This is a genomic window from Streptomyces sp. NPDC057854 (assembly GCF_042797055.1).
Lineage (GTDB): Bacteria > Actinomycetota > Actinomycetes > Streptomycetales > Streptomycetaceae > Streptomyces.
The window spans coordinates 29,842-54,625 of sequence record NZ_JBHVMF010000038.1; the positions used below are offsets into that span (position 1 = coordinate 29,842).

The following is a 24,784-nucleotide window of genomic DNA, read 5'->3' on the forward strand; positions in this document are numbered from 1 at the left end:
ACCCCGGAGGACGACGCGGGGGCATGCCGGCAGTTGGGGGGGAGGAGGCGGTGGGGAGGGGGGAGGGAACGGTCAGGACAGGGCGAAGCGCACGACCCTAGTGGTCCGGGACACACCGCCGCGAGCGGTTTTCGCGACGGATCGGGCGCCGCTCACCCCCCCACCTTCGGGCGTTTCGACCGCTTTATGTGCACTATGTGGTGCCATGTCCCCTTCCTTGCACTCCCCCTCCCCCGCTCCACCACCCCCCGACCCAGTCGACGCGGACCCGGACGGCGCGAACCCGTTCGACGCGGACCGGGACGGCGCGGACCCCGGCTGGGAACCGAGGGACCCCACCCTCACCACCCCCGGCACCCCCGGCCGGGGTCCGCGCCGCCGCCCCCGGCGCTCCCTCCCCCGCCGCCTCCTGCGCGCCGCCGCCGGGCTCACCCTGCTCGGCGCACTGCTCCTCGCCGGCGCCCTCACCGCCGGCTACCTGCTCGTCGACATCCCGCCGGCCAACGCCGCCGCCGTCGCCCAGTCCAACCTGTACCTCTACCGCGACGGCACCGTCCTCGCCCGCGACGGCGAGGTCAACCGCGAGAACGTCCGGCTCGACCGCGTCCCGCTCAGCGTCCGGCAGGCCGTCCTCGCCGCTGAGGACCGCGACTTCCACACCTCGCGCGCCGTCGACCCCAAGGCCATGGTCCGCGCCGCCTGGAACACCCTCACCGGCAAGGGCCGCCAGTCCGGCTCCACCATCACCCAGCAGTACGTGAAGAACTACTACCTGGGCCAGGAGCAGACCCTCACCCGCAAGGCCAAGGAGTTCTTCATCGCGATCAAGCTCGAACGCGAGAAGACCAAGGACGAGATCCTCCAGGGCTACCTCAACACCAGCTACTTCGGCCGCAACGCCTACGGCGTCCAGGCCGCCGCCCACGCCTACTACGGCAAGGACGTCACCCGCCTCGGCCCCGCCGAGGGCGCCTACCTCGCCGCCCTCCTCAAGGCCCCCAGCGCCTACGACGTCACCACCCACCCCGAGAACCGCCCCGCCGTCCTCGCCCGCTGGGCGTACGTCCTCGACGGCATGGTCAAGGAAGGCTGGCTCACCCCCGGCGAACGCGCCGCCCTCCGCTTCCCCGACCCGCAGACCGCCCGCCCCGCCACCGGCCTCTCCGGCCAGCGCGGCTACCTCGTCCAGGCCGTCGAGGACCACCTCACCAGCCGCGGCATCATCGACGAGAAGACCCTCGCCGGCGGCGGCTTCCGCATCGTCACCACCCTCGAACCCGACCGGCAGGCCGCCCTCGTCCGCGCCGTCGAGGAACGCGTCACCCACCGCCTCGACCCGGCCGTCCACCCCGCCGACCGGTACGTCCGCGCCGGCGCCGCCGCCGTCGAACCCGCCACCGGCCGCGTCGTCGCCCTCTACGGCGGCGTCGACTACACCCGGCAGTACGTCAACAACGCCACCCGCCGCGACTACCAGGTCGGCTCCACCTTCAAGCCCTTCGTCCTCACCGCCGCCGTCCAGAACGGCGCCCGCACCCAGCACGGCGAACCCATCACCCCGTACACCCTGTACGACGGCACCGACCGCCGCCCCGTCGAAGGCTGGCCCGGCACCCCGTACGACCCCGCCAACGAGGACGGCGAGAGCTACGGCGAGATCCCCGTCGGCACCGCCACCGACCTCTCCGTCAACGCCGTCTACGCCCAGATGGCCGTCGACGTCGGCCCCGCGCGCGTCCGCCGCACCGCCGTCGCCCTCGGCGTACCGGCCACCACGCCCGACCTCACCGCCTCCCCCTCCATCGCCCTCGGCCCCGCCACCGCCAGCGTCCTCGACATGGCCCAGGCGTACGCGACCCTCGCCGCGCACGGACGGCGCGCCGACCACACCCTGGTCGCCGCCGTCAGCCGCGACGGCGAACCGCTGCCGCTGCCCGCCGCCGAACCCCGGCAGGCAGTCGGACGGGAGGCCGCCGACACCACCACCGCCGTCCTGCGCAGCGTCGTCGAGACCGGTACGGGCACCGCCGCGCTCGCCGCCGGACGGCCCGCGGCCGGCAAGACCGGCACCGCCGAGGACGACAAGGCGGCCTGGTTCGCCGGCTACACGCCCGAACTCGCCACCGTCGTCGCCCTCATGGGCCAGGACCCGGAGACCGGCGCCCACCAGCCCCTCTACGGCGCCCTCGGCCTCCCGCGCGTCAACGGCGGCGGCCCCCCGGCCGAGATCTGGGCCCGCTTCACCCGCGAAGCCCTCGCCGACACCCCCGCCCGCGACTTCGACCTCCGCCCGATGCCGGGCACCGAACTCCCCGAGGTCCCCCCGGTCCCGGACGGACCGGAGGGGGACGACGGGCAGGACGGAGAAGACAGGCAGGACGCGGAGGACGCAGAGGACGCGGGCTGGTACGAGGGGGCCGGGACGGGCGAGGCGGGCCCCGGAGCCGCGAGGCCCGTACGGCCCGGCAGGCACCCCGGCCGCTAGGCCGTCAGTGCCCGGACGTCGCCTTCAGGCCGACCACGGCCACCAGCAGCAGCACCACGAAGAAGATCCGCGCGGCGGTCGCCGGCTCACCCAGCACCACCATGCCGAGCACCGCCGCACCGGCCGCGCCGATGCCGACCCAGACGCCGTAGGCGGTACCGATCGGAAGGGTCTTGGCGGCCTGCGACAGCAGCACCATCGAGGCGACGATCCCGGCCGCGGTGAAGACGCTGGGCCAGAGACGGGTGAAGCCCTCGGTGTACTTCATGCCGATCGACCAGCCGACCTCCAGCAGACCGGCGACGATCAGAAGAACCCAGGCCATGACGACGAACCTCCGCGAGACGGGAACGGTACAGGTGCGTCGTCTTTTCGCTTCGAACCCGGTACGGCGCGTCTCGTCGGGGTCCCTCCAGCCTAGCAAAGGGCAGACAAAGGCCCTGGTGACACCGGTCACCAGGGCCCCCGGCCGCTCCATCCGCCCCTACAGGTACAACCCTGTCGAGTCCGTGCTCTGGAACCGGTCCGCCGCCACCGCGTGCAGGTCCCGCTCCCGCATCAGCACGTACGCGACGCCGCGCACCTCCACCTCGGCGCGGTCCTCCGGGTCGTACAGCACCCGGTCGCCGATCTCGACGGTCCGGACGTTCTGCCCGACCGCGACCACCTCGGCCCAGGCCAGGCGGCGGCCGACCGCGGCGGTCGCCGGGATCAGGATCCCGCCCCCGGAGCGCCGCTCCCCCTCGGGGGTGTCGGTGCGGACCAGGATCCGGTCGTGCAGCATCCGGATGGGCAGCTTGTCGTGGGTGTTCTCGCTCACGGGACCGAACCTACCTGCCCCGGCTCAGCCCTTGTGCTTCCGGGAGGAGCTCAGCAGCAGCCCCACCACCGCCACGGCCACCAGGGCGGCCGGGACGACCCGCTCCAGGCGGGGGGCGCCGTCCTCGTGGGTGAAGCGCGCCTTCACGTCGGAGACGACGCGGTTCACGGCGACGAACGCCCGCCCGGCCGTCTCGTCGACGGTCGACGCGACCCTGGCCTTGGCGTCTCCGATGATCGTCTTCGGGTGCATCCGAATGCCGATCTCGTCGAGCGTGACGGCGAGCTGGTCGCGCCGGCGGACGATGTCCGCCTCGATCTGCGCAGGGGTCCTGGCGTCCGACACCGCGCTGCCTCCGTAGTCGTATTCCGGTCGTTGACGGACAGTCTGTCAGTTCCGCCGCCGGAGGGCCGTCCCCGACCCCCATTAGGCTCATCACGTACGCGCACACCCCCAGGAGAGCGAGCCATGAGCGAGCGACTGCAGCCCGGCGACACCGCCCCCGCCTTCACCCTTCCCGACGCGGACGGCAACGAGGTCTCCCTCGCGGACCACAAGGGCCGCAAGGTCATCGTCTACTTCTACCCGGCGGCCCTCACCCCGGGCTGCACCAAGCAGGCGTGCGACTTCACCGACAACCTCGACGTGCTGGCCGCCGCCGGCTACGACGTGATCGGCGTCTCCCCCGACAAGCCGGAGAAGCTCGCGAAGTTCCGCGAGAAGGAGAACCTCAAGGTCACGCTGGTCGGCGACCCCTCCAAGGAGGTCCTGGCGGCGTATGGCGCCTTCGGCGAGAAGAAGCTGTACGGCAAGGTCGTGACCGGTGTCATCCGCTCGACGGTCGTCGTCGACGAGGACGGCAAGGTCGAGCACGCCTTCTACAACGTCAAGGCGACCGGCCACGTCGCCAAGATCATCCGCGACCTGGGCATCTGAGGCGCGCCGCACCCTCCGACGGGCCCGCACCCCCGACCCCGGGGGCGCGGGCCCGTCCGCATTCCGCACGCGATCGGCGTAACCGTCCGATTTTCGGCTCGTTAGTCCGTGCGAGATCCGTACTGGGGAGGGGGTCCATTCCGATGGGGACGAGTCCGTACACGAAGGACCGGCTGGAATCGGCGGCGCGAGGGTCGCGGACGCTGACGGAGGCGCTGGAGCGGCTGGGGGTGGATCCGAAGAGCGGTTCGCGACGGTACCTCCGGGACCGGATGAAGAAGCTCGGCGTCGACACGTCGCACTTCGAACGGGAAGGGGTGCGGTGGACGCGGGCGGTGCTGGCGGAAGCGGTGGCGGCGTCCACGAACATGTGCGAAGTGCTGCGGCGGCTGGGGGTGGATGTCGTGGGCGGCCAGCACACGCACATCAGCCGCCGGATCAAGGCGTACGGGATCGACATCTCGCACTTCCGCGCGCCTTCCCAGCAGGGCAGGCCCCGGCGCCCACGAACACCCGAGGGCTTCCTCGTACGGCAGACCGGCCCCCAGGCCCGACGTGTCCCGAGCGACCGCCTCGCCTGGGCGATGACGGAGGTGGGGGTACGAAAGCAGTGTGCGAGGTGCGGCAACGAAGGCGTCTGGCGTGACCGTCCGCTCCGGCTGGAGATCGACCACATCAACGGCGACTGGCGCGACAACCGCATCGAGAACCTGCGGTTCCTCTGCCCCAACTGCCACTCGGCGACGGACACGTATCGCGGACGCGGGAAGGGGCGCACCCGATGACGGCCGGCGTACGGTACACACGCGAGCGACTGAGCGAGGCGGCGGCCCGATGCTCCGACCTCGACGAGGTCATGACCTTCCTCGGGACCGAGCCTTACGACAACCTGCCGCGCTACCTGATGAAGCGCTTCGCCCACTTCGGCATCGACGTCTCGCACTTTCCGCCCTTCGGCCGGAGGGACCGGCCGAACACGCGTCAGTTGCGGGATGCGGTTGCCGCGGCAGTCTCCGTCCGGGATGCCTTGCGCCGTCTGGGTCGGGCGGACAGCGGGGCGCAGCGCGCAAATCTGCGGCGCTGGGTCGCCGAGGAGGGATTGTCGACCGCTCATTTCCTCGGTCAAGGACACCAGAGAGGCAAACGTGGCCCCCGTGCGAAGCCGCCGGAGGGCGTGCTGGTACGCCACGGCAACAGGCGTCGGACGAGCACGAGAACGCTGCGCCGCGCGCTGAAGGAGATCGGCACACCGGAAACGTGCAAGGAGTGCGGAATCGGGCCCGAGTGGCTCGGTGAGCCGTTGGCCCTGGAGATCGACCACCTCAACGGGGACTGGAGCGATGATCGACGTGAGAATCTCCGCCTGCTGTGCCCCAACTGCCATGCGGTCACTGACACCTGGTGCCGGGGCGGACGGCGAGTAAAGTAGGGCAGCGTGCACGCGCCCGTACGCCACCCGGTGAGCGGCGATCTTTAGGTGGTCGCGTATGTCGGTTCGAATCCGACCGGGCGTACGTTCGAACGGCTCAGTGCAGTCCCTGCACTGAGCCGTTCACGTTCCGGGCTCAGCCCAGCAGTTCCCGGATCACCGGCGCCAGCGCCCTGAACGCCTTGCCGCGGTGGCTGATGGCGTTCTTCTCCGCGGGGGTCAGTTCCGCGCAGGTCACGTCGTGGCCCTCGGGCTGGAGGATGGGGTCGTAGCCGAAGCCGTGGGTGCCGGTGGGCTCGTGGCGGAGGGTGCCTTCGAGGCGGCCTTCCACGACCCGCTCGGTGCCGTCGGGGAGGGCCAGGGCCGCGGCGCAGGCGAAGTGGGCGGCGCGGTGGGGGGCGTCGATGTCCGACAGCTGGGCGAGCAGCAGGTTCAGGTTGGCCTTGTCGTCGCCGTGGGTGCCGGACCAGCGGGCGGAGAAGATGCCGGGGGCGCCGCCGAGGACGTCGACGCAGAGGCCGGAGTCGTCGGCGACCGCCGGGAGGCCGGTGGCCTGGGCGAGGGCGTGGGCCTTGAGGAGGGCGTTCTCGGCGAAGGTGACGCCGGTCTCCTTGACGTCGGGGATCTCCGGGTACGCGTCCGCGCCGACGAGGTCGAGGTCGAGGCCTGCGTCGGCGAGGATCGCGTGGAGTTCGGTGATCTTGCCCGCGTTGCGGGTGGCGAGGATCAGGCGCTGTCGGGTCATGCCCCCGATTATCCCGGGGTGCAGACCTTGCCCAGCTCGGAGGCGGCGGAGGTGATCGGGGTGATGTCGGGGGTGGCGTCGCCGTTCTTCACCGCGTCGCGGACCGTCTCGACGCCCTTGGTGAGGTCGTCGACCGCCTTCGAGACGTCGGCGTCGCTGGTGGTGTTCTTGAGGTTGCCGAGTTCGGTGGAGATCGCGTTGAGGGATTCCTCGACCTGGGTGACGTCGTTGGAGGCGTTGGCGACGGCGTCCTGGAGCTTGCCCACGGAGGTGGCTATGGCGTCGGCGGTGGCGACGCAGTCCATGGCCTTGTCGATGGCCTCGCAGCCGGTGAGGGCGAAGGTGGTCAGTGCGGCCGCCGTAGCGACGGCGAGGGTCAGGGTGCGGCGGCGCTTCACTTTTCGGGTCCTCCCCTAGCAGCGTGTGTACGGACGGGGCGCACGGTATTGCCGCGCGCCCTTCGCCGTAAAGGACGCCTTCCGGGGGCCGGACAGTTCTGCGGGGTTTCCCTGAGAACTCCCCTAGGGGGTGTCTCAGGGTCGCGTGGGGTTGTGCTCAGAGGGTGGCGTCGAGTGCCTTGCGCTGGAGGTCGGCGAGGTCGGCGCAGCCGGCGGCGGCGAGGTCGAGGAGGGCGTTGAGTTCGGCGCGGTCGAAGGGCTCGGCCTCGGCGGTGCCCTGGACCTCGACGAAGCGGCCGTCGCCGGTGCAGACGACGTTCATGTCGGTGTCGGCGCGGACGTCCTCCTCGTAGCAGAGGTCGAGGAGGGGGGTGCCGCCGACGATGCCGACGGAGACGGCGGAGACGGTGCCGGTGAGGGGCTTGCGGCCGGGCTTGACGAGCTTCTTGGCCTGGGCCCAGGCGACGGCGTCGGCGAGGGCGACGTAGGCGCCGGTGATGGCGGCGGTGCGGGTGCCGCCGTCGGCCTGGAGGACGTCGCAGTCGAGGACGATGGTGTTCTCGCCGAGGGCCTTGTAGTCGATGACGGCGCGCAGGGAGCGGCCGATGAGGCGGGAGATCTCGTGGGTGCGTCCGCCGATCTTGCCGCGGACGGATTCGCGGTCGCCGCGGGTGTTGGTGGAGCGGGGGAGCATGGAGTACTCGCCGGTGACCCAGCCTTCGCCGCTGCCCTTGCGCCAGCGGGGGACGCCTTCGGTGACGGAGGCGGTGCAGAAGACCTTGGTGTCGCCGAAGGAGATGAGGACGGAGCCCTCGGCGTGCTTGCTCCAGCCGCGTTCGATGGTGACGGGGCGGAGCTGTTCGGGGGTACGGCCGTCGATGCGAGACATGGGACGAGCCTAGCTCCCCGGGCGGGGGGTGCCGGGTCGGGCGGGGGTGACGCACGAGGGCCCGTTCCCCTGCCGGAACGGGCCCTCGTCAGCTGGTGTCAGCTGCTCACATCATGTCTTCGATCTCGGCGGCGATGGGGTCCGCGTCGGTGCCGATGACGACCTGGATGGCGGTGCCCATCTTGACGACGCCGTGGGCGCCGGCGGCCTTGAGGGCGGCTTCGTCGACGAGGGCGGCGTCGGCGACCTCGGTGCGGAGGCGGGTGATGCAGCCCTCGACCTCTTCGATGTTGTCGATGCCGCCGAGCCCGGCGACGATCTTCTCAGCCTTGCTGGCCATGTGTTTCTCCCTGTCCGTTCCGTTCGCGGGACACGCGAATCTCGGCGCACCGGCGGTCCGCGTTGTCACGGTAACCCACGGTTGGCCCAACTTCGCGAGCGAGTGCCGCCGTTCTGCCGAATGATGACGATCACCGGCGGCCTGTCCTCTGCGGGCTCCCGGAGCCTACCGCAAGTGGTCTACACCAGTGTGCAACGTGATGCGGCCCGGGGTTGTTCCGGGACAGGGAGGTCGCCGATGAGTACCGACAGCGCAGCAGCCGGGCGGGGGAAGGCGCCCGGGAAGGTCTCGTGGGGAGGCTTCTTCCAGGGTCTGCAGAAGATGGGCCGGAGTCTGCAGCTGCCCATCGCGGTGCTGCCGGCCGCGGGCATCATCAACCGGCTGGGGCAGCCGGACGTCTTCGGCGCCGACGGTCTCGGCTGGGACAACGTCGCGAAGGTGATGTCGGGGGCGGGTGGCGCGCTGCTCGACGGGAGTCTGGGGCTGCCGCTGTTGTTCTGCATCGGTGTGGCCATCGGCATGGCGAAGAAGTCGGACGGCTCGACGGCGCTGGCGGCGGTGGTCGGTTTCCTCGTCTATTACACGGTGCTGCGGCAGTTCCCGAAGGACTGCCCGACGGGGACGAAGGACGTGGGGGGCGGCTGCCTGGGGGCGGACGACGCCTTCGCGGGGTACACGTACCAGAATCCGGGTGTCTTCGGCGGCATCATCATGGGTCTGCTGGCGGCGTATCTGTGGCAGCGGTACCACCGGACGAAGCTGGTGGACTGGCTGGGCTTCTTCAACGGGCGCCGGCTGGTGCCGATCATCATGGCGTTCGTGGGCATCGCGTTCGCGGCGCTGTGTCTGTGGATCTGGCCGCCGATCGGTGACGCGCTGGAGAGCTTCAGCGACTGGCTGGTGGGTCTGGGCGCGTGGGGTTCGGGCATCTTCGGGGTGGCGAACCGGGCGCTGCTGGTGATCGGTCTGCACCAGTTCCTGAACGTGCCCATCTGGTTCCAGTTCGGTACGTACACGAAGCCGGACGGGACGACGGTCCACGGTGACATCAGCATGTTCCTGGCGGGCGATCCGGAGGCGGGTCAGTTCACCACGGGGTTCTTCCCGATCATGATGTTCGCGCTGCCGGCGGCGGCGCTGGCGATCACGCACTGCGCGCGGCCGAACCGGCGCAAGGAGGTCGGCGGTCTGATGCTGTCGGTGGCGCTGACGTCGTTCGTCACGGGGATCACGGAGCCGCTGGAGTACTCGTTCCTCTTCATCGCGCCGGTGCTGTACGCGATCCACGCGCTGTTGACGGGTGTGTCGATGGCGGTGACGTGGGCGTTGGGGGTGAAGGACGGCTTCAGTTTCTCGGCGGGTCTGATCGACTACGTGATCAACTGGAACCTGGCGACGAAGCCGTGGCTGATCATTCCGATCGGGCTCTGTTTCGCGGTCGTGTACTACGTGATCTTCCGGTTCGCGATCACCAAGTTCAATCTGCCGACGCCCGGCCGGGAGCCGGAGGAGGTGCAGGAGCAGCTGGAGCGGGACAACGTGAAGTAGGACCCGTCCGCGCCGGGGCTTTCGCACCCTCGGCGGCGGCGTGGGAAGGCCCCTGGACCTGTGGTCCGGGGGCCTTTTGTCACGCCTTCATCACTATGCCCGCGTACCAAAAATTCGCAGGTTCCTTATCTAAGTCTCACGTGCTACAACTGGTCTACACCACTCATTGGTGTAGACCACGCGGTCCAGACCACCGCGTTCCCGAGACGCCGCCGTCACCCCCTTTTCACTGTCCTCTGGCGGCGCCTTGCCTACTGGAGGAAGTTGATGAGTACGGCCACCGCCCAGGCCGCCGCTCCCGCGAAGAAGCGCGGATCCGGCCTGTTCCAGGGCCTGCAGAAGGTCGGTCGCAGCCTGCAGCTGCCGATCGCCGTGCTGCCGGCCGCGGGTATTCTGCTCCGTCTCGGCCAGCCCGACGTCTTCGGCAAGGACGGGCTCGGCTGGGACAAGGTCGCCTCGGTCTTCGCCACCGCCGGTGGCGCGGTCTTCGACAACCTGCCGCTGCTCTTCTGCATCGGTGTGGCCATCGGCTTCGCCAAGAAGGCCGACGGCTCCACCGCGCTGGCCGCCCTGGTCGGCTTCCTGGTCTACAGCAACGTGCTGAAGGCGTTCCCGGTCGCCGAGGCCGTCATCCAGCCCGGCGAGGACATCGCCGCGAAGTACAACAACCCGGGTGTCCTCGGCGGCATCCTCATGGGTCTGATCTCCGCGGTCATCTGGCAGAAGTACCACCGCACCAAGCTGGTCGACTGGCTCGGCTTCTTCAACGGCCGCCGCCTCGTCCCGATCATCATGGCCTTCGTCGGCACCCTCGTCGGCGTCGTCTTCGGCCTGGTCTGGGAGCCCATCGGCAACGGCATCTCCAGCTTCGGCGAGTGGATGACGGGCCTCGGCGCCGCCGGTGCCGGTCTCTTCGGCCTCATCAACCGCGCGCTGATCCCGGTCGGCATGCACCAGTTCGTGAACACGGTCTCCTGGTTCCAGATCGGTGACTTCACCGACGCCGCCGGCAAGGTCGTCCACGGTGACCTCAACCGCTTCTTCGCCGGTGACCCGAGCGCCGGCATCTTCATGTCGGGCTTCTTCCCGATCATGATGTTCGGCCTCCCGGCCGCCGCCATCGCCATCGCGCACGCCGCCCGCCCCGAGCGCCGCAAGGCCGTGATGGGCATGATGGTCTCGCTCGCGCTGACCTCGTTCGTCACCGGTATCACCGAGCCGATCGAGTTCACCTTCATGTTCATCGCGCCGGTCCTGTACGCGGTGCACGCGGTCCTGACCGCCGTCTCGATGGCCGTCACCTGGGCCTTCGGGGTCCACGCCGGCTTCACCTTCTCGGCCGGCGGCATCGACTACCTGCTCAACTGGAGCCTGGCGACCAAGCCGTGGCTGATCATCCCGATCGGTCTCGTCTTCGCGGCGGTCTACTACGTGGTCTTCCGCTTCGCCATCACCAAGTTCAACCTCCCCACCCCGGGCCGCGAGCCCGAGGAGGAGGTCGAGGACCTCACCAAGGCGTGAGCCCCTCCCCCGTACGACGGAAGGCCCCGGAACCCGAAGGTTCCGGGGCCTTCCCCGTGTCCGCCGACGCTCGGAGCCGTGACCGTACCGGCGCTCGGACGCCGTGTCCGCGCCCGCGCTCAGACCTCGTAGACCGCGCCCGCCCTCGCCAGCTCCGCCGGGCCGTCGTAGACCGCGCGGGCGTCGGCGAGGTTCCGCTCGCCATCCGTCCACGGCGGGATGTGGGTGAGGACGAGGCGGCCGGCGCCGGCCCGGGCGGCGTGCGCGCCGGCCTCGCGGCCGTTGAGGTGGAGCTCCGGGATGTCCTCCTTGCCGTGGGTGAAGGACGCCTCGCAGAGGAAGAGGTCGACGCCGCGGGCGAGCTCGTCCAGCTCGTCGCAGACGCCGGTGTCGCCGGAGTACGCGAGGGACCGGCCGCCGTGCTCCACCCGGATGCCGTACGCCTCCACCGGGTGGCACACCTTCTCGGTGCGGACGGTGAACGGGCCCAGCTCGAAGGTGCCCGGGCGCAGGGTGCGGAAGTCGAAGACCTCGCTCATCGAGGACGAGGACGGGGTGTCCGCGTACGCCGTGGTCAGGCGCTGCTCGGCGCCCTCGGGGGCGTAGACGGGGAGCGCGTCGCAGCGGCCGCCCTCGTGCCGGTAGTAGCGGGCGACGAAGTAGCCGCACATGTCGATGCAGTGGTCCGCGTGGAGGTGGCTGAGGAAGATCGCGTCCAGGTCGTACAGGCCGATGTGGCGCTGCAGCTCGCCGAGGGCGCCGTTGCCCATGTCGAGGAGCAGCCGGAAGCCGTCGGCCTCGACGAGGTAGCTCGAACAGGCCGATTCCGCGGACGGGAACGACCCGGAGCAGCCGACGACGGTGAGCTTCATAGGAGCGTGAACCTCCGTGGACGGGTGCGGTCAGGCACGCAGAGGGGAGGGGGGAGGCCGTGCGGTCAGACGAGAGTAAGGCGCACAGGGGCCGGTCGCTCCTTCGTGGCGGCCCGTTGTGGGCGAACTCACGGGCACTGTCACCGGTTCGGATGGACGGCGGGGCGCGGCGGCGCGGTGACCGGGGCGCCGGTAACGTCATGGGGTATGGACACGTCGTGGTGGCCCGCGCTGGTCGCGGTCGTGGTGATCGCGCTGGCGGTGGCGGTCGCCGGTGCCCGGACCCGGCCGCGGGCGCGTCCGCCGGCGCCGGCCCGTCCGCCGGGGGCGCGAGAGCCGCGGGCGCGGGAGATCTGGTGGGCCGAGGTGCCGTTCGAGGACGGGCCGGGGTCGAAGGGGGCCGCGCGCAGCGCGTCAGGCAGGGCGGTGGTGGGAGACGGGCGGGCAAAGGACCGGCCGTGTCTGGTGCTGTCGGTGCGGGGGGATCTGGCGCGGGTCGCGAAGATCACGAGCAGGTACCACGACGAGCGGCCCGGGGTGATCGCGCTGCCGCCGGGGGCGGTGGGCGACGCGCGGGGGCGGCCGAGCTTCCTGGAGCCGGACGAGCTGCGGGACGTGCCGCTGGGCGGGTTCCGGCGGCGGGTCGGGGAGGCGGACCCGGTCGTGTGGGACCAGGTCCGCCACCTCGCCCGTTAGCGGGTCAGGCCCAGAGCTGGCCCTGGACCGTGGCGATGGCCTCTTCGGTGGTGGCGGCGGTGTAGAGGCCCGTCGAGAGGTACTTCCAGCCGCCGTCGGCGACGAGGAAGGCGATGTCGGCGGTCTCGCCGGCCTTGAGGGCCTTCTTGCCGACGCCGATCGCGGCGTGCAGGGCCGCGCCGGTGGAGACGCCCGCGAAGATGCCCTCCTGCTGGAGGAGTTCACGGGTGCGGGTGACGGCGTCGGCGGAGCCGACGGAGAAGCGGGTGGTGAGGACGGAGGCGTCGTACAGCTCGGGCACGAAGCCCTCGTCGAGGTTGCGGAGCCCGTAGACGAGGTCGTCGTAGCGCGGTTCGGCGGCGACGATCTTGACGTCGGGCTTGTGCTCGCGGAGGTAGCGGCCGACGCCCATCAGGGTGCCCGTCGTGCCGAGGCCGGCGACGAAGTGGGTGATGGACGGGAGGTCGGCGAGGATCTCCGGGCCGGTGGTGGCGTAGTGCGCGCCGGCGTTGTGCTCGTTGCCGTACTGGTAGAGCATCACCCAGTCCGGGTGGTCGGCGGCGAGCTCCTTGGCGACGCGGACGGCCGTGTTGGAGCCGCCCGCCGCGGGGGACGCGATGATCTCCGCGCCCCACATGGTGAGCAGCTGCCGGCGCTCCTCGCTGGTGTTCTCGGGCATGACGCAGACGATGCGGTAGCCCTTCAGCCGGGCGGCCATGGCGAGCGAGATGCCGGTGTTGCCGCTGGTCGGCTCCAGGATGGTGCAGCCGGGGGTGAGCCGGCCGTCCTTCTCCGCCTGCTCGATCATGTGGAGCGCGGGGCGGTCCTTGACCGAGCCGGTCGGGTTCCGGTCCTCCAGCTTCGCCCAGATGCGGACGTCGTCGGAGGGCGAGAGCCGGGGGAGGCGGACGAGCGGCGTGTTGCCGACCGCCGCCAGCGGGGAGTCGTACCGCATCGGATCAGACCATGCCGCCGGCGACGGCCGGCAGGATCGTGACGCTGTCGCCGTCGGCCAGCTTGGTCCCGATGCCGTCGAGGAAGCGGACGTCCTCGTCGTTCAGGTAGACGTTGACGAAGCGGCGGAGCTTGCCGTCGTCCACGATGCGGGCCTCGATCCCGGCGTGGCGGGTCTCCAGGTCGGCGAAGAGCTCGGCGAGGGTCGCGCCGCTGCCCTCGACGGCCTTCTGGCCGTCGGTGTAGGTGCGGAGGATGGTCGGGATGCGGACCTCGATGGCCATGGGCGTGGGCTCCTGTCGGAAGGACGTGTACGTGACGTGGTGGGCGCGCTGCTGGGCCCCCGCGCGGAGGGGGGTCGTACGTACGTGCGCTCGGCCGGCGCTTCAGCGCGCGGCGCGGGACGGACAGATCGCGCTGGCGAGGCGGCAGAGGTCGACGTGCAGGCGTGCCACGAGCAGCGGTGTGCTCGGGGTGTCTGCGCTCACGTCGTGGGAAACCATGCGGTCATCGTATCGATTCCCGGTCCAGGATCCGGAGTGTGATCTCAGATGCTGGATGATTTCCGACCGCCTTCCGGACAGGACCTCGGTACCCCGGGGGGTGTCCCCCTCAGGCGTACCCCTCCACGACCTTGACGTCCTCCTCCTCCACGACCCCGTCGACGATGGTGTACGAGCGGAACTGGAAGGGTCCGGAGCCGTCGGTGTCGGCGGTGGAGACCAGGACGTAGTGGGCGCCGGGCTCGTTGGCGTAGGTGATGTCGGTGCGGGACGGGTACGCCTCGGTGGCCGTGTGCGAGTGGTAGATGATCACGGGCTCCTCGTCCCGGTCGTCCATCTCGCGGTAGAGCTTGAGGAGGTCGGCGGAGTCGAACTCGTAGAAGGTGGGCGAGCGGGCGGCGTTGAGCATCGGGATGAACCGCTCGGGGCGGCCCGAGCCGACGGGTCCCGCGACGACGCCGCAGGCCTCGTCGGGGTGGTCCGCGCGGGCGTGTTCCACGATCCGGTCGTACAGGGCCCGGGTGATGGTCAGCATGACGACAGGATAAGCAGACGGGCCGCCCCGTACCGAGGAGTGGTACGAGACGGCCCGGATGCCGAGACGGTGCAGGTCAGGAGCGCTTGGCGAAGGCGGCGCCCTCGGGGTTGCGGGCCTTGAGCACCAGGTAGGAGACGGCGAGCAGCAGGCCCCAGACCGGTGCGCCGTAGAGCGCGACGCGGTTGCCGGCGTCCATGCCCATGGTCACCACGACCAGGGCGATGAAGGCGAGGGCGAAGGCGCTGGCCCAGATGCCGCCAGGGGCCTTGAAGGAGGACTGGGGCAGTTCGCCGCGGTCGGCCTTGAGGCGGTAGCGGATCTGGCAGACCAGGATCATGATCCAGGCCCACATGCCGGAGATGGTGGCGAAGGAGACGACGTAGTTGAACGCCTCACCGGGCCACTGGTAGTTGATCCAGACGCCGACCATCATCAGCGCGGCCGAGAACGTGGTGCCGACGAGCGGGGTGCCGTTCTTGGTGAGGCGGGTGAAGAAGGCCGGGCCCTGGCCGTTGAGCGCGAGGTCGCGCAGCATGCGGCCGGTGGAGTACATGCCCGAGTTGCAGGACGACAGGGCCGCGGTCAGCACGACGAAGTTGACGATGGCGGCGCCGATGCCGAGGCCCATCTTCTCGAAGGCGGCGACGAACGGCGAGACGCCCGGCTGGAACTCGGTCCACGGGACGACCGACAGGATCATGATGAGCGCGCCGACGTAGAAGACGGCGATGCGCCACGGCACGGTGTTGATGGCCTTGGGCAGGACGGTCTTCGGGTCCTTCGACTCGCCGGCGGTGACGCCGACCAGCTCGACGGCGAGGAACGCGAACATGACCATCTGGAGGGTCATGAGCGTGGAGGCGATGCCGTTCTCCCCGGCGAAGAAGCCGCCGAGGTCCCACAGGTGGGTGATCGAGGCGGTGTCGCCGGCGTCGGAGAAGCCGAGGGTGAGGATGCCGGCGCAGATCAGGATCATGCCGACGATGGCGGTGACCTTGACCATGGAGAACCAGAACTCCAGCTCGCCGAAGAGCTTCACGGAGATCAGGTTGGCGCCGTAGAGGATCACGGTGAAGACGAGGGCGGAGATCCACTGCGGGATGTCCCACCAGTACGTCATGTAGGTGGCCGCGGCGGTGACTTCGGTGATGCCGGTGACGACCCAGAAGAGCCAGTACGTCCAGCCGGTGACGAAGCCCGCGAAGGGGCCGATGAACTCCCGCGCGTACTCCGAGAAGGAGCCGGAGACGGGGCGGTACATGAGGAGCTCGCCGAGCGCCCGCATGATGAAGAAGATCACGAGGCCCGCGAGGGCGTACGCGAGGATCAGGCTGGGGCCCGCCTTGGAGATGCCCTTGCCCGCTCCGAGGAAGAGGCCGGTGCCGATGGCTCCGCCGATCGCGATCATCTGGATCTGGCGGGCGCCGAGTGCCCGGTGGTAACCCTCGCCCGAGGCGGAGTCCGCGGCCTCATTGCCGTCGTGCTGCTTGTCGACCCGCACTGAGGTCATGGTGGTGCGCCTTTCTCCATGCTGATCCGCGCGACTGCGTCTGCCGCGGATCAGGTCCTGATCCCCCCGGATGTGGATGGAGTGCCGCCGGCGGTCAGCCGGCTCAAGCGCCCTCGAGAACAGGGGTGGCGTCCCCGAGTGGTCGTGAAGGTGTATCACGGGGCGGGGCGCGATCGAGGGAGAAGCGTGTGGCGCACGCCACGAAAAGAGGGGGAGAAAAGGGACACAAGACGGCAAGGTGCCCGCTCGGATAACGAGTTCGTTATCCGGATTTGAGCGTCCGCTGAGCGAACATCCCGCCGTCGCGCGCCGGGGCCGCGCCCTCAGGACATCAGCGTCTCCACCAGTGACTCCTGAAGCGCGCCGAGCCAGAGGTACGCCATCACCATCGGCTTGCGCGGGTCGCTGTCCGGCAGCCGGTAGAGCCGCTCGCTCTCCTCGTCCTCGGTGATGTCCAGCCGGGTGGCGATCGTCAGCCGCAGGTCGTTGAGGGTGCCGAGCCAGCACCGGGACTCGTCCGGGGTCAGCTTCAGGACCGCGGGCTCCTCCGGGCCCTCGCTGGCCAGCCCGTCCAGGGCGCGCACCACGGCGAGGGCGTCGTCGCGCTTGCGGGCCCGCAGGTCGTTCTCGGTGAAGCGGCGGAAGTCGGCCGCGGCGGCCCGCAGCTCCTCGCTGTCGTCCGCGTACGCGTCGGGGAAGAGGCGGCGCAGGGCGGGGTCGGACGGGGGTTCGCTGGGGCCCTCGGCGAAGAGGGCGGCGAGCGGGTCGGCGTCCTCGGCGGGCTCGTCGCCGGGGCCGATGAGCTCCAGGAGCTGGACGGCGAGCGAGCGCAGGATGGAGACCTCGACCTCGTCGAGGGCGACGGCCGCCCCGCCGCCCGGCACGGCCTCGAAGTGGCCGGCCATCAGCCGCGGTCCTGGGAGAGCGTGGCCCACAGTCCGTAGCCGTGCATCGCCTGCACGTCCCGTTCCATCTCCTCGCGGGTGCCGCTGGAGACCACCGCGCGGCCCTTGTTGTGCACGTCGAGCATCAGCTTGTGCGCCTTGTCCTTGGAGTAGCCGAAGTACGTCTGGAAGACGTAGGTGACATAGCTCATCAGGTTCACCGGGTCGTTGTGCACGAGGGTGACCCAGGGGACGTCGGGCTCGACGACCGCGGAGACCTCCTCGGCCGACTCGGTCCGTTCGATCTCGATAGGCGCGATGCTCACTTGTCCCATGCTGCCACCCGGGCCCCCCGGTCGCACAAACGGGCCGCCCCTCCGGCGACACCGCCACACTATTCGTCAGACTGACGAATAGTGCGGTAGCATCATCGGCATGAACGCTGCGGACCTTGGGCTCCCGGTGGACGTGCCGTCGACCGCGCTCTTCACCGACCAGTACGAGCTGACCATGCTCCAGGCGGCCCTCCGGGCCGGCACCGCCGACCGGCACTCCGTCTTCGAGGTCTTCACCCGGCGGCTGCCCGAGGGGCGCCGCTACGGCGTCCTCGCGGGCGTCGGCCGGGTGCTGGACGCCGTCGAGAACTTCCGCTTCGACCCGGCCGTCCTCGGCTTCCTGCGCGAGCGGGCCGTCGTCGACGAGCCGACCCTGGAGTGGCTGTCCCGCTACCGCTTCTCCGGCGACATCTGGGGCTACCCCGAGGGCGAGGTGTACTTCCCCGGCTCCCCCGTGCTGCGCGTCGAGGGCTCCTTCGCCGAGTGCGTGCTGCTGGAGACGGTGATCCTGTCGATCCTCAACCACGACTCGGCCATCGCCGCCGCGGCCTCCCGCATGTCGGCGGCGGCGGGCGGACGCCGGCTGATCGAGATGGGCGCCCGCCGCACCCACGAGCTGGCCGCCGTCGCCGCCTCCCGGGCCGCGTACGTCGGCGGCTTCGACTCCACCTCGGACCTCGCGGCCGGCTTCCGCTACGGCATCCCGACCGTCGGCACCTCCGCGCACGCCTTCACCCTGCTGCACGACAGCGAGCGGGACGCCTTCCGGGCCCAGGTCGACAGCCTCGGCCGGGGCACCACCCTCCTCGTCGACACCTACGACGTCGCCGAGGCGGTCCGCACCGCCGTCGAGATCGCCGGGCCCGAGCTCGGCGCCGTCCGCATCGACTCCGGCGACCTGCTGCTCGTCGCCCACCGGGTCCGCCAGCAGCTCGACGAGCTCGGCGCCCGCGACACCCGGATCGTGGTCACCTCCGACCTCGACGAGTACGCCATCGCCTCGCTGGCCGCCGCGCCGGTCGACGCGTACGGCGTCGGCACCCAGCTCGTCACCGGCAGCGGCCACCCCACCTGCTCGATGGTCTACAAGCTCGTCGCCCGCGCCGCCTCGGCCGACCCGAAGGCCCCGCTGGTCCCCGTCGCCAAGAAGTCGCTGGGCGGCAAGGCGTCCGTCGGCGGCCGGAAGTGGGCCGCGCGCCGCAAGGACGCCCACGGGGTCGCCGAGGCCGAGGTCGTCGGAACCGGGCCGGTCCCGGACGCGCTCGCCGCCGACCGGCTCCTCGTCGAGCTGGTCAAGGGCGGCGAGGTGGTGGCCCGGGAGCCGCTGGAGGCGGCCCGGAGCCGGCACATCGCGGCCCGCGCCGGCCTGCCGATGTCCGCCATGCAGCTCTCCCGCGGCGAGCCGGTGCTCCCGACGGAGTACATCTAGAGATACGTCCAGAGCCCGGGGACGGCCCCTCCCGCGGCGGAGGCGGAGTCTCTAGGCTCGGGGCCACCCGTTCCGACCACCCGAGGACCCGCCATGCACCGCGCACTGATCGTCGTGGACGTACAGAACGACTTCTGCGAGGGCGGCAGCCTCGCCGTGACGGGTGGTGCCGACGTCGCCGCCGCCATCACCGAGCTCATCGGCGAGGCGGCCGGCGGCGCGTACCAGCACGTCGCCGCCACCCGCGACCACCACATCGACCCGGGCGCCCACTTCGCCCCGGAGGGCCAGGCGCCGGACTACGTCGCCTCCTGGCCGGCGCACTGCGTCGCCGGCACCGAGGGCGTCGGCTTCCACCCGAACTTCGCGCCCGCCGTCGCCGGCGGCGCCGTCCAGGCCGTCTTCGACAAGGGCGCGTACGCCGCCGCGTACAGCGGCTTCGAGGGGCGCGACGAGAACGGGCGGACCCTGGCGCAGTGGCTGCGCGAGCGGGACGTCACCGAGGTCGACGTGGTCGGCATCGCCACCGACCACTGCGTCCGGGCCACCGCCCTGGACGCGGCCCGCGAGGGCTTCCGCACCCGCGTCCTGCTCGACCTCACGGCCGGCGTGGCCCGCGAGACCACCGACCGGGCCCTCGCCGAGCTGCGCGCGGCGGGCGTGGAGCTGACCGGCGAGCCGGTCGTCGCCTGAGGCGCCCGGCTCAGGCCGCCGGGGCCTTCGGCAGGGCGCGGGCCGGGTGCCACAGCTCCGCGACGGCGCCCGGGGTGGACCGCCACAGCAGCCCGTCCGGGTGGTGCAGCACGGCGGTGATCTCGTCCGGGGTGGGCGGCTCCGCGTTCCCCCGCAGATAAACCGACCGCAGGCCCAGGTTCCGGAGCCTGGTCAGGGCCCTGGCCCGGTTCGCGGCGTGGACGAGGAAGCGCACGGTCACGCCGTCGCCGGCCGGGCTGGGCAGCCCTATCGCGACCACCACACTGCCTCCCGGCAACTTGCAGAACCCTCCACCGGGCATGCGGAACCACTCCCCCGTGAGCCGACTGTCAATAAGAGAGTCCGTGCGGACTCGGTCAGCTGCACCTAAACACGATCGGCCGCCGCCCGCTAGAGGGCGACGGCCGATCATGCTGTGACCTGCGGTTTTACTGTGACGCTAGTCGATCAACGGGTCGACGGACCCACGCGGACCGTGATCGTCCGGCCGTTCTTCGGCTCCTTGACGACCTGGATCTTCGTGTTGGTGTCAGTGACCTGCACGCCGGCGCGCGCGGTCTCCTCGTACCAGTACGTGCCCTTGCGGTCGTCGAAGACCGGGTTGCCCGGCTGCGAGCGGACCCAGGTCGGGACGTCCTTCAGGTGCAGCTGGAAAGCGTCCGTCCGGTACGTTCCGAAGGGCGAGTCGTACGCCTGGACGCGGTTGCGCATCAGCGTGCCGTCGTGCCACTTCAGCGGTGTCGGGTGGGCGTCGATCGGGAGGATCATGCCCTGGCCCGGGTGCTGGGAGGTGTTGTTGTCCTTCTGGGACAGGTCCCACTTCCAGATGAGCAGACCGTTCTGGTAGGGGTAGTGCTCGACCCAGTTCTCGCGGTCGCCGGTGAAGCCGAAGTTGTACGGGCCGACCTTGAGGGTGGCGTCGTACGAGACGTACTGGCGGTTCTCGGCGATGTAGTACTGCTCGTACTCGTTGGTGAAGCCCTTGCCCATGCGCGTGAAGCCCTGGGCGGTCCAGCCGTTGTCACCGCCCTCGGCGTCGTCCGAGAAGACGGTGGCGCCGTCGGCGGTCAGCGAGATGGCGTCGGCCGCGAAGCCCTTGAGCGCCAGGCCGCCGTCCGTCTGGTAGCGGAAGCGGAGGTCGAACTTCTTGCCCGCGTAGGCCGAGAGGTCGTACGCGAGGGACTTGTAGCCGCCGGAGACGCTGGAGAGCGCCGGGGTGCCGGCCGCGTCGCGGTCGATCGGCTTGCCGTCGGCCGTGCCGTCCAGGGCGGTCCAGTTGGCGCCGCCGTCCGTCGACACCTCGGTGTAGAGGTAGTCGTACTCGGCCTCGATGTCGTACCAGCCCTTGAGGTTCAGGGTGGCGGACGACTTGCCGGTGAGGTCGACCGGGCGGGTCAGCGTGTTCTTGAGGTCGTCGCCCATGCCGCTCCACCACTGCTTGGCACCCTCGGCGGGGGCCACGATGTCGGTGGTGACGGCCTTCTTCGGCAGCTCGACGAGGAGCGCCTGCGGGTTCGCGGTGTTGTACTCGGAGACGCCCAGCTTGTGGGTGGTGTCCGCCTTGCGGGCCTCGTCGCTCACCTTGGTGTAGTTGAGCCAGCCGAGCTGGAGCTTGTCCCAGGCGGTCATGTCGCCGGGCATGTCGCCGATGGCGTCCTTGCCCAGGCCCAGCCAGGAGCCGGAGGACATCAGCGACCAGTAGCCGGTCGAGTTCTCGCCGCCCGCGGTGTCGTACAGGTCCGGCAGGCCGAGGTCGTGGCCGTACTCGTGGGCGAAGACGCCGAGGCCGCCGTTCTCGGGCTGCATCGTGTAGTCGCCGACCCAGATGCCGGTGTCGCCGATCGGGGTGCCGCCGGCCTTGTTGTTCGCCGGGCCGGTCTTGCCGGCGCTGGTGCCGTACGCGTACCAGCGGTGCGCCCACAGGGCGTCGGTGCCCTGGACGCCGCCGCCCGCCGACTCGTCCTCGCCCGCGTGGACGATCTGGAAGTGGTCGATGTAGCCGTCGGACTCGTTGAAGTTGCCGTCGGCGTCGAAGTCGTAGCGGTCCCACTGGTCGTAGGACGCCAGGTCGGCCTTGATCTGGGCGTCGGACTTGCCCTGGGCCTTCTGGTCCGCGACCCACGCGTTGACGCCGTCGCGGACGGTGTCCCACACATTGGCGCAGTTGGTCTGGCCGCAGTAGTTGGAGCCGTAACGGGCTTCGTTGTAGGGGACCTTGACCCAGTCGGAGACCATGCCGTCGACCGAGTAGCGGCCGGACGAGGTGCGCTCGTAGTAGGTCTTCAGCGACTGCTTCGGCTGACCGGTCTTCGGGTCCTTGCCGGTGCCGAAGTACAGGTCCTCGAAGTGCTTCTGGTCGTAGTCCGGCTGCCACGCGGTCGAGTTGTCCTTCGACCGGTCGGGCTCGGCTATCGCGTTGTGCAGCGGGCCGGGCTGGCCGCCGAACTTCGGCTTGAGCTCGGTGGTGTCGTCGTCCTTGCGGTCGACGAGCGTGGTGTTGTCCACCTGGTCGCCGAACTCGACCAGGATGGTGAAGATCTTGTCGGTCTTCTCACGGCCGAGCTCGACGTACTTCTTCGCGTCGAGCTTCACGACCTGCGAGCCGCCGCGGCGCTCGACCTTGGCCTCGCCCTTGAGGACCTGCTCCAGGGCGGCCTTGCGCTGCTGCGCCTGCTGCTTGCTGAAGGGGCCGTCGAGGTCGTGGTCGACCGCGGTCTTGCCGTGGTCGTGGTCGTGGCCCGGAGCCGGGTCGTGGCGGACGTCCGCCGCCGCGATCGTGCCGTTCTCGTTCGCCCAGGCGGTGCTGAAGGTCGAGGCGGTGGCGGCGGTGGCCGCGAGCGCCACGACGACCGCGGACGCCCGAATCACCCGTCGTCTGTTGGTCACTTGGTGTCGTTCCCTCCCCGGCGCCCACGCCTCGGGACCTGAAGGTGGGGTGTCCCGTCCGGCAGGGGTCGCGCGTCACAAGTGACGACATTCGACCGGAGAGAGGCGAGAAAAGACAGATCTTGACTTGCACACACCAAGTGCACTATGCGGGTGCCGGAATCCGGAATGCGGACGGTCAATCCGGGGAAACGCGGGTGACGTTCGGGTGCCGGCGGTCGTCTCCCGGCGGCCCGTGCCCGGGCGTGCCACCCGTGCGCCCCCCGTGCTCCGGCCCCGTGCGTCAGGTCACGCTTACCCGGCGTTCCGCCCGGGCATCGAGCGTCGTAGAGTCGACCGGGAGTCCGGAGGGACGGTATCCGTCATGCAGCGTCCGAACGCCGCGCAGTACGCCTACGGTTCGGCCGTCGTGGTCCTCGCGACCGCCGCGCTCCTGCTCCTGACCGGCGCCACCGGACCGCTCGGCGTCACCCTGGCCTGTCTGGCCGGACTGCTGCTCGGCGTCCTCGTGGCGGTGACGATGCCGGGCGGCGCGCGGCCCGTCAAGACCCCCGGCGCCGGCGGCGCCCGGCCCGGGAACGACGCGGCCCGGGTACCGGCCGCGCAGGTGGGCGCGGGAGCCGATACCCGGACCGGTCCGTGAGACTCCGTCCGTACCGCCGGCGGTGCCGGCCGTGACTACCGCGGCACGGTGACGACCACCGTCTTCGCCGCCTTGTCGTGCAGGCCCTGCTTGTAGGGCTTGTCGACCATGATCAGGATGAGGATGAGCAGCGGCCACAGGCACGCGCAGCAGATCAGCGCGGGCAGCCACAGCACGAGGGCGCGCAGCAGCGACTGGCTCATCGGGGGCGTGGAGCCGTCGTTGAGCATGGCGGTGCGCAGCTTCATCAGCCGCTTGCCGACGGTCTGCCCGTCCCGGGCCGTGAGCACGGTGTCGTACGTGACGTAGGCGACGATCGTGAGCAGCTGGAAGACCAGCTGGCCGCCGCCGGTCCAGGTGGCCTGGAGGTCGTCGCCGTCGACGGTCGCCCGGTCGTAGATGTCGAACGGGATGCCGATGAGCGCGAGCGGCACCGCGATGATCACCCAGTCGATGAGCCGGGCGAGGACGCGCCGTCCGGTCTCGGCGAGCGGCGGCATCCCGGAGAGCGGGTCGGTGCCGCCGTACCCGCCGCCGTAGCCGCCGTACGGGGGCGGCGGCGGGTACGGGTTGTCGTACGGGCTCCCGCCCGGCGGAGGGCCGGGCGGAGGGCCCGGCGGGGGGCCCTGGGGCGGTTGCGGGGGCCGCTTGGCGAAGGGGTCGTCGTCGGGGGGCGGGCCGGGCGGCGGCTGGTCGGTGCTCATGGGGGCATCGCATCCCGGCCGCCGGGGGCCCGCAACGGCTGGGCCCCCGTTCGGGGGACCGCCTCCCCCGGCGGGACCGCGGGGTCAGGCGCGGGCGACGAAGGTGCCGGCCGCCTTGTCGTGCCAGCACTGGCGCCACGGGCGGTCGAAGACGCACCAGAGCGCGTTGAGCACGCCGATCACCAGCACGCCGAGGAAGGTGTAGAGGAACCAGCGGCGCAGCGACCGGCCGAAGGCCGGCGGCTCGTGCGCCTCGATGTCCCGGACCTGGATCCCGCACAGCTTCTTGCCGAGCGTGCGGCCCCACTTGGCGGTGGGCAGCGCCTCGTAGAGCAGGCCGAGGACGAACAGCAGGCCGAGCGCGATGCCGAACTGGACGGAGGTGGTGCCGTCGACGAGCCAGACCTGGACGGTGACGCCGCTCTGCTTGGCCGCCTCGATCTTCTCCTGGATGTGGTCGAGGGCGGCGCTGACGAAGGGGTAGCCGGCGCCGGCGGCCATCGCGCCGAGGAGGAGCGTGTCGACCAGCCGGGCGAGGAGCCGGCGGCCGAGCCTGGCCGGCGGCGCGGACGCCTGCTCGCGCGCGGCCTTCAGGAACGGGTCCTCGACCGGCGGCTTCCACGGCACGACCGGCTGCTGCCCCTGCGGGTCGGCGGGAGCGGCAGGACCGGCGGGAGCGGCGGCGACGGGCGGCTGGGGCTGCGGCTGCGGGTGCGGGTGCGCCCAGGAGGGCGCGGCGGGAGCCGGGGCGGGCGCGGGGGCCGGGGCGGGGGCCGGGGCCTGCTGGGCGTGCGGGTGGGGCTGAACAGCGTGACGTCCACCGGGCCGCCGGGCAGACTGACGTAGGCGCGGGTGTGGCGACCGGGGACGGCGGGGTCGTTCTCCGGCATGGTGGTCTCGCTCAGGCCGAGGGGCCGGATGATCCGACGGTCGACCTCCTGCTGCCAACTGCGGCCGGTGGTCTTCTCGATGAGCATGCCGAGCAGGATGTAGTCGGTGTTGGAG

Annotated in this window: 30 protein-coding genes, 1 tRNA gene and 1 riboswitch; of the genes, 11 read left to right on the forward strand and 20 right to left on the reverse strand. The window is 70.9% G+C overall.

Going from position 1 to position 24,784, the window contains the following annotated elements; genetic code table 11:
- Positions 1 to 205 precede the first annotated feature (205 nt).
- Positions 206 to 2,485 (forward strand): transglycosylase domain-containing protein, encoded by a 2,280-nt coding sequence (locus ACFVQZ_RS34990; protein ID WP_383628879.1) that lies wholly within the window; start codon positions 206 to 208, stop codon positions 2,483 to 2,485.
- 4 nt (positions 2,486 to 2,489) lie between these two features.
- Here ACFVQZ_RS34990 and ACFVQZ_RS34995 read toward each other — a convergent pair whose 3' ends face one another.
- From ACFVQZ_RS34995 to ACFVQZ_RS35005, 3 genes are all read right to left on the reverse strand, one after another.
- A complete protein-coding gene (locus ACFVQZ_RS34995) occupies positions 2,490 to 2,810 on the reverse strand; it encodes a multidrug efflux SMR transporter (protein WP_030497525.1) in 321 nt (106 codons plus the stop codon).
- A gap of 33 nt (positions 2,811 to 2,843) precedes the next feature.
- A riboswitch (guanidine-III (ykkC-III) riboswitch) is annotated at positions 2,844 to 2,918 on the reverse strand.
- 51 nt (positions 2,919 to 2,969) lie between these two features.
- Positions 2,970 to 3,305 (reverse strand): co-chaperone GroES, encoded by a 336-nt coding sequence (locus ACFVQZ_RS35000; protein WP_030497526.1) that lies wholly within the window; start codon positions 3,303 to 3,305, stop codon positions 2,970 to 2,972.
- A 24-nt stretch (positions 3,306 to 3,329) separates the two neighbouring features.
- A complete protein-coding gene (locus ACFVQZ_RS35005) occupies positions 3,330 to 3,650 on the reverse strand; it encodes a DUF3618 domain-containing protein (protein ID WP_030497527.1) in 321 nt (106 codons plus the stop codon).
- Positions 3,651 to 3,773: 123 nt separating this feature from the next.
- Between ACFVQZ_RS35005 and bcp the strand changes: the two genes are divergently transcribed.
- The 4 genes from bcp to ACFVQZ_RS35025 all read left to right on the forward strand — a co-directional run bounded on the left by bcp (position 3,774) and on the right by ACFVQZ_RS35025 (position 5,755).
- Positions 3,774 to 4,241, forward strand: coding sequence for a thioredoxin-dependent thiol peroxidase (gene bcp / locus ACFVQZ_RS35010; RefSeq protein WP_030497528.1), 468 nt, complete (start codon positions 3,774 to 3,776; stop codon positions 4,239 to 4,241).
- A 143-nt stretch (positions 4,242 to 4,384) separates the two neighbouring features.
- A complete protein-coding gene (locus ACFVQZ_RS35015) occupies positions 4,385 to 5,026 on the forward strand; it encodes an HNH endonuclease signature motif containing protein (protein ID WP_383628882.1) in 642 nt (213 codons plus the stop codon).
- Positions 5,023 to 5,670: an HNH endonuclease gene (locus ACFVQZ_RS35020; protein ID WP_383628884.1), complete on the forward strand. Its 648-nt coding sequence runs from the start codon at positions 5,023 to 5,025 to the stop codon at positions 5,668 to 5,670. The genes ACFVQZ_RS35015 and ACFVQZ_RS35020 overlap by 4 nt, the downstream gene beginning before the upstream one ends.
- Positions 5,671 to 5,682: 12 nt before the next feature.
- A tRNA-Leu gene (locus ACFVQZ_RS35025) sits at positions 5,683 to 5,755 on the forward strand.
- A 51-nt stretch (positions 5,756 to 5,806) separates the two neighbouring features.
- On the opposite strand, the gene rdgB is transcribed toward ACFVQZ_RS35025, so the two are convergent.
- The 4 genes from rdgB to ACFVQZ_RS35045 all read right to left on the reverse strand — a co-directional run bounded on the left by rdgB (position 5,807) and on the right by ACFVQZ_RS35045 (position 8,042).
- Positions 5,807 to 6,415 (reverse strand): RdgB/HAM1 family non-canonical purine NTP pyrophosphatase, encoded by a 609-nt coding sequence (rdgB, locus tag ACFVQZ_RS35030; RefSeq protein ID WP_030497531.1) that lies wholly within the window; start codon positions 6,413 to 6,415, stop codon positions 5,807 to 5,809.
- An 8-nt stretch (positions 6,416 to 6,423) separates the two neighbouring features.
- Positions 6,424 to 6,813: a hypothetical protein gene (locus ACFVQZ_RS35035; protein ID WP_383628886.1), complete on the reverse strand. Its 390-nt coding sequence runs from the start codon at positions 6,811 to 6,813 to the stop codon at positions 6,424 to 6,426.
- A gap of 157 nt (positions 6,814 to 6,970) precedes the next feature.
- Positions 6,971 to 7,702 carry a ribonuclease PH gene (rph, locus tag ACFVQZ_RS35040; protein ID WP_030497533.1) on the reverse strand — a complete coding sequence of 244 codons (732 nt, stop codon included), beginning with the start codon at positions 7,700 to 7,702 and terminating at the stop codon, positions 6,971 to 6,973.
- A 106-nt stretch (positions 7,703 to 7,808) separates the two neighbouring features.
- On the reverse strand, positions 7,809 to 8,042 hold the full coding sequence (locus ACFVQZ_RS35045) for a glucose PTS transporter subunit EIIB (protein WP_030497534.1): 234 nt from the start codon (positions 8,040 to 8,042) through the stop codon (positions 7,809 to 7,811).
- Positions 8,043 to 8,279: 237 nt separating this feature from the next.
- On the opposite strand from ACFVQZ_RS35045, the gene ACFVQZ_RS35050 reads away from it, so the two are divergent.
- Positions 8,280 to 9,590 (forward strand): PTS transporter subunit EIIC, encoded by a 1,311-nt coding sequence (locus ACFVQZ_RS35050; RefSeq protein ID WP_383628910.1) that lies wholly within the window; start codon positions 8,280 to 8,282, stop codon positions 9,588 to 9,590.
- A gap of 267 nt (positions 9,591 to 9,857) precedes the next feature.
- The gene (locus tag ACFVQZ_RS35055; RefSeq protein WP_030497536.1) at positions 9,858 to 11,111 is read left to right on the forward strand and encodes a PTS transporter subunit EIIC; all 1,254 of its coding nucleotides are present in this window, start codon (positions 9,858 to 9,860) and stop codon (positions 11,109 to 11,111) included.
- 119 nt (positions 11,112 to 11,230) lie between these two features.
- Here the strand turns inward: ACFVQZ_RS35055 and ACFVQZ_RS35060 are convergent, their stop codons facing one another.
- Positions 11,231 to 11,983, reverse strand: coding sequence for an MBL fold metallo-hydrolase (locus ACFVQZ_RS35060; RefSeq protein ID WP_030497537.1), 753 nt, complete (start codon positions 11,981 to 11,983; stop codon positions 11,231 to 11,233).
- 207 nt (positions 11,984 to 12,190) lie between these two features.
- On the opposite strand from ACFVQZ_RS35060, the gene ACFVQZ_RS35065 reads away from it, so the two are divergent.
- The gene (locus ACFVQZ_RS35065; protein ID WP_383628890.1) at positions 12,191 to 12,679 is read left to right on the forward strand and encodes a type II toxin-antitoxin system PemK/MazF family toxin; all 489 of its coding nucleotides are present in this window, start codon (positions 12,191 to 12,193) and stop codon (positions 12,677 to 12,679) included.
- 4 nt (positions 12,680 to 12,683) lie between these two features.
- Here the strand turns inward: ACFVQZ_RS35065 and ACFVQZ_RS35070 are convergent, their stop codons facing one another.
- The 7 genes from ACFVQZ_RS35070 to clpS all read right to left on the reverse strand — a co-directional run bounded on the left by ACFVQZ_RS35070 (position 12,684) and on the right by clpS (position 17,403).
- Positions 12,684 to 13,634: a PLP-dependent cysteine synthase family protein gene (locus tag ACFVQZ_RS35070; RefSeq protein WP_383628892.1), complete on the reverse strand. Its 951-nt coding sequence runs from the start codon at positions 13,632 to 13,634 to the stop codon at positions 12,684 to 12,686.
- A gap of 4 nt (positions 13,635 to 13,638) precedes the next feature.
- The gene (locus tag ACFVQZ_RS35075) at positions 13,639 to 13,917 is read right to left on the reverse strand and encodes a MoaD/ThiS family protein (protein WP_030497540.1); all 279 of its coding nucleotides are present in this window, start codon (positions 13,915 to 13,917) and stop codon (positions 13,639 to 13,641) included.
- A 102-nt stretch (positions 13,918 to 14,019) separates the two neighbouring features.
- Complete coding sequence (locus ACFVQZ_RS35080) at positions 14,020 to 14,136, reverse strand: putative leader peptide (protein WP_321193378.1); 117 nt, start codon at positions 14,134 to 14,136, stop codon at positions 14,020 to 14,022.
- Between the two features lie 109 nt (positions 14,137 to 14,245).
- Positions 14,246 to 14,671: a Mov34/MPN/PAD-1 family protein gene (locus tag ACFVQZ_RS35085; protein WP_383628895.1), complete on the reverse strand. Its 426-nt coding sequence runs from the start codon at positions 14,669 to 14,671 to the stop codon at positions 14,246 to 14,248.
- Between the two features lie 76 nt (positions 14,672 to 14,747).
- The gene (locus tag ACFVQZ_RS35090; protein ID WP_030497542.1) at positions 14,748 to 16,184 is read right to left on the reverse strand and encodes an amino acid permease; all 1,437 of its coding nucleotides are present in this window, start codon (positions 16,182 to 16,184) and stop codon (positions 14,748 to 14,750) included.
- Between the two features lie 323 nt (positions 16,185 to 16,507).
- On the reverse strand, positions 16,508 to 17,089 hold the full coding sequence (locus ACFVQZ_RS35095) for a DUF2017 domain-containing protein (protein ID WP_030497543.1): 582 nt from the start codon (positions 17,087 to 17,089) through the stop codon (positions 16,508 to 16,510).
- On the reverse strand, positions 17,089 to 17,403 hold the full coding sequence (gene clpS / locus ACFVQZ_RS35100; protein ID WP_030497544.1) for an ATP-dependent Clp protease adapter ClpS: 315 nt from the start codon (positions 17,401 to 17,403) through the stop codon (positions 17,089 to 17,091). Before clpS ends, ACFVQZ_RS35095 begins: the two co-directional genes overlap by 1 nt.
- Before the next feature lie 100 nt (positions 17,404 to 17,503).
- On the opposite strand from clpS, the gene ACFVQZ_RS35105 reads away from it, so the two are divergent.
- Positions 17,504 to 18,832 carry a nicotinate phosphoribosyltransferase gene (locus ACFVQZ_RS35105; RefSeq protein WP_030497545.1) on the forward strand — a complete coding sequence of 443 codons (1,329 nt, stop codon included), beginning with the start codon at positions 17,504 to 17,506 and terminating at the stop codon, positions 18,830 to 18,832.
- Positions 18,833 to 18,925: 93 nt separating this feature from the next.
- Positions 18,926 to 19,525, forward strand: a complete 600-nt coding sequence (locus ACFVQZ_RS35110) for an isochorismatase family protein (protein ID WP_030497546.1) — start codon at positions 18,926 to 18,928, stop codon at positions 19,523 to 19,525.
- 10 nt (positions 19,526 to 19,535) lie between these two features.
- On the opposite strand, the gene ACFVQZ_RS35115 is transcribed toward ACFVQZ_RS35110, so the two are convergent.
- Together ACFVQZ_RS35115 and ACFVQZ_RS35120 are read right to left on the reverse strand one after the other, a co-directional pair.
- Positions 19,536 to 19,847, reverse strand: coding sequence for a hypothetical protein (locus tag ACFVQZ_RS35115; RefSeq protein WP_030497547.1), 312 nt, complete (start codon positions 19,845 to 19,847; stop codon positions 19,536 to 19,538).
- 146 nt (positions 19,848 to 19,993) lie between these two features.
- Positions 19,994 to 22,432 (reverse strand): immune inhibitor A domain-containing protein, encoded by a 2,439-nt coding sequence (locus tag ACFVQZ_RS35120; protein WP_383628899.1) that lies wholly within the window; start codon positions 22,430 to 22,432, stop codon positions 19,994 to 19,996.
- A gap of 364 nt (positions 22,433 to 22,796) precedes the next feature.
- Here ACFVQZ_RS35120 and ACFVQZ_RS35125 point away from each other — a divergent pair, with 364 nt between their 5' ends.
- Positions 22,797 to 23,075 carry a hypothetical protein gene (locus ACFVQZ_RS35125; protein WP_030497549.1) on the forward strand — a complete coding sequence of 93 codons (279 nt, stop codon included), beginning with the start codon at positions 22,797 to 22,799 and terminating at the stop codon, positions 23,073 to 23,075.
- Between the two features lie 35 nt (positions 23,076 to 23,110).
- Here ACFVQZ_RS35125 and ACFVQZ_RS35130 read toward each other — a convergent pair whose 3' ends face one another.
- The 3 genes from ACFVQZ_RS35130 to ACFVQZ_RS35140 all read right to left on the reverse strand — a co-directional run.
- Positions 23,111 to 23,779 (reverse strand): RDD family protein, encoded by a 669-nt coding sequence (locus tag ACFVQZ_RS35130; RefSeq protein WP_030497550.1) that lies wholly within the window; start codon positions 23,777 to 23,779, stop codon positions 23,111 to 23,113.
- A gap of 84 nt (positions 23,780 to 23,863) precedes the next feature.
- The gene (locus ACFVQZ_RS35135; RefSeq protein WP_383628902.1) at positions 23,864 to 24,406 is read right to left on the reverse strand and encodes an RDD family protein; all 543 of its coding nucleotides are present in this window, start codon (positions 24,404 to 24,406) and stop codon (positions 23,864 to 23,866) included.
- On the reverse strand, positions 24,370 to 24,784 hold a 415-nt coding region (locus ACFVQZ_RS35140; RefSeq protein WP_383628904.1), incomplete at its 5' end, for a serine hydrolase domain-containing protein. The genes ACFVQZ_RS35135 and ACFVQZ_RS35140, both read right to left, overlap by 37 nt.

Coding starts and splice junctions, on each gene's coding strand:
- ACFVQZ_RS34990 (WP_383628879.1), top strand. CDS start 206: ATGTCCCCTTCCTTGCACTCCCCCTCCCCCGCTCCACCACCCCCCGAC.
- ACFVQZ_RS34995 (WP_030497525.1), bottom strand. CDS start 2,810: ATGGCCTGGGTTCTTCTGATCGTCGCCGGTCTGCTGGAGGTCGGCTGG.
- bcp (WP_030497528.1), top strand. CDS start 3,774: ATGAGCGAGCGACTGCAGCCCGGCGACACCGCCCCCGCCTTCACCCTT.
- ACFVQZ_RS35015 (WP_383628882.1), top strand. CDS start 4,385: ATGGGGACGAGTCCGTACACGAAGGACCGGCTGGAATCGGCGGCGCGA.
- ACFVQZ_RS35020 (WP_383628884.1), top strand. CDS start 5,023: ATGACGGCCGGCGTACGGTACACACGCGAGCGACTGAGCGAGGCGGCG.
- rdgB (WP_030497531.1), bottom strand. CDS start 6,415: ATGACCCGACAGCGCCTGATCCTCGCCACCCGCAACGCGGGCAAGATC.
- rph (WP_030497533.1), bottom strand. CDS start 7,702: ATGTCTCGCATCGACGGCCGTACCCCCGAACAGCTCCGCCCCGTCACC.
- ACFVQZ_RS35045 (WP_030497534.1), bottom strand. CDS start 8,042: ATGGCCAGCAAGGCTGAGAAGATCGTCGCCGGGCTCGGCGGCATCGAC.
- ACFVQZ_RS35050 (WP_383628910.1), top strand. CDS start 8,280: ATGAGTACCGACAGCGCAGCAGCCGGGCGGGGGAAGGCGCCCGGGAAG.
- ACFVQZ_RS35055 (WP_030497536.1), top strand. CDS start 9,858: ATGAGTACGGCCACCGCCCAGGCCGCCGCTCCCGCGAAGAAGCGCGGA.
- ACFVQZ_RS35060 (WP_030497537.1), bottom strand. CDS start 11,983: ATGAAGCTCACCGTCGTCGGCTGCTCCGGGTCGTTCCCGTCCGCGGAA.
- ACFVQZ_RS35065 (WP_383628890.1), top strand. CDS start 12,191: ATGGACACGTCGTGGTGGCCCGCGCTGGTCGCGGTCGTGGTGATCGCG.
- ACFVQZ_RS35070 (WP_383628892.1), bottom strand. CDS start 13,634: ATGCGGTACGACTCCCCGCTGGCGGCGGTCGGCAACACGCCGCTCGTC.
- ACFVQZ_RS35075 (WP_030497540.1), bottom strand. CDS start 13,917: ATGGCCATCGAGGTCCGCATCCCGACCATCCTCCGCACCTACACCGAC.
- ACFVQZ_RS35080 (WP_321193378.1), bottom strand. CDS start 14,136: ATGGTTTCCCACGACGTGAGCGCAGACACCCCGAGCACACCGCTGCTC.
- ACFVQZ_RS35085 (WP_383628895.1), bottom strand. CDS start 14,671: ATGCTGACCATCACCCGGGCCCTGTACGACCGGATCGTGGAACACGCC.
- ACFVQZ_RS35090 (WP_030497542.1), bottom strand. CDS start 16,184: ATGACCTCAGTGCGGGTCGACAAGCAGCACGACGGCAATGAGGCCGCG.
- ACFVQZ_RS35095 (WP_030497543.1), bottom strand. CDS start 17,089: ATGGCCGGCCACTTCGAGGCCGTGCCGGGCGGCGGGGCGGCCGTCGCC.
- clpS (WP_030497544.1), bottom strand. CDS start 17,403: ATGGGACAAGTGAGCATCGCGCCTATCGAGATCGAACGGACCGAGTCG.
- ACFVQZ_RS35105 (WP_030497545.1), top strand. CDS start 17,504: ATGAACGCTGCGGACCTTGGGCTCCCGGTGGACGTGCCGTCGACCGCG.
- ACFVQZ_RS35110 (WP_030497546.1), top strand. CDS start 18,926: ATGCACCGCGCACTGATCGTCGTGGACGTACAGAACGACTTCTGCGAG.
- ACFVQZ_RS35115 (WP_030497547.1), bottom strand. CDS start 19,847: ATGCCCGGTGGAGGGTTCTGCAAGTTGCCGGGAGGCAGTGTGGTGGTC.
- ACFVQZ_RS35125 (WP_030497549.1), top strand. CDS start 22,797: ATGCAGCGTCCGAACGCCGCGCAGTACGCCTACGGTTCGGCCGTCGTG.
- ACFVQZ_RS35130 (WP_030497550.1), bottom strand. CDS start 23,779: ATGAGCACCGACCAGCCGCCGCCCGGCCCGCCCCCCGACGACGACCCC.